The sequence below is a fragment of the Tessaracoccus rhinocerotis genome, from assembly GCF_007197885.1.
GTDB lineage: Bacteria > Actinomycetota > Actinomycetes > Propionibacteriales > Propionibacteriaceae > Arachnia > Arachnia rhinocerotis.
Genome location: NZ_VKKG01000016.1, coordinates 1 through 917 on the forward strand (window position 1 = coordinate 1; position 917 = coordinate 917).

Annotated in this window: 1 protein-coding gene; it reads left to right on the forward strand. The window is 64.4% G+C overall.

Translation table 11 applies throughout. The annotated features are described in order from the left end of the window. Positions 1 to 54: 54 nt before the first annotated feature. On the forward strand, positions 55 to 798 hold the full coding sequence (locus FOJ82_RS15930; RefSeq protein WP_143939481.1) for an ATP-binding protein: 744 nt from the start codon (positions 55 to 57) through the stop codon (positions 796 to 798). Positions 799 to 917 lie beyond the last annotated feature (119 nt).

Genomic DNA, 917 nt, shown 5'->3' on the forward strand with positions numbered 1-917 from the left:
CGATGCCGGCGGCTACGTCCGCGGCGCCGACTACTACGCAGAGCGGAGCAGCCGATGAGCAGCTTGGACGTCGAGACCAAACGCAAACTCCGCGAGATGGGAGCCACCCCGCTGCTGGAGGCCATCCAGACCCAGGACGAGCAACTCGTGCTCGGTCTCGGGTTCGAAGAACGGATCCGGATCATCGTGGACGAGGCACACTCAGCCTTCACCCACTCCAAAGTCGACGGCCTCATCCGCCGCGCTGGGCTGCGCTACCCGACAGCGGACCTGCGCAGGATCGACCTCGTCGAAGAACGCGGCCTCGACCGGGGTGTCATCTCGCAGCTCGCGACGTGTTCATTCATCGAACGATCCCACAACGTCGTATTCCAAGGCTTCACCGGCTCCGGGAAGTCCTACCTCGGCTGCGCCCTGGCGAAACAAGCCTGCCTCCACCGGATCCGGGCCCACTACATCCGAATGCCCGACCTCGCCGAGGCTTGGCACTTGGCCCGGGACAAGCCGCAGGGGCAGATGAAGTTCCTCCGCAAGTACTCGGCCTTCACCCTGCTGGTGATCGATGAATGGCTCCTCGACCCACCCGACGAAAGCATGCGCAGCATGCTCCTGGAGCTCCTCGAGCGCCGCTACGACACCACCTCCACCGTCTTCTGCACCCAATACGCGAAGAAGGACTGGCACCAGCGCCTCGGCGGAGGAGTCCACGCCGACGCCATCATGGACCGCATCGTCCACAACACCATCTGGATCGACACCGGCACCCACAACATGAGAGAACACACCGCCACGAAGTGACCAGCCCGGCGCTGGTGGACGGCCCCCGGCCCCCACCAGCGCCACCGGTGGCCCCCAACGTCAATATCGCTGGCTCCCAGAGGCAATATCCAGTGGTCCCGTCAGGCTCGAATACTCAA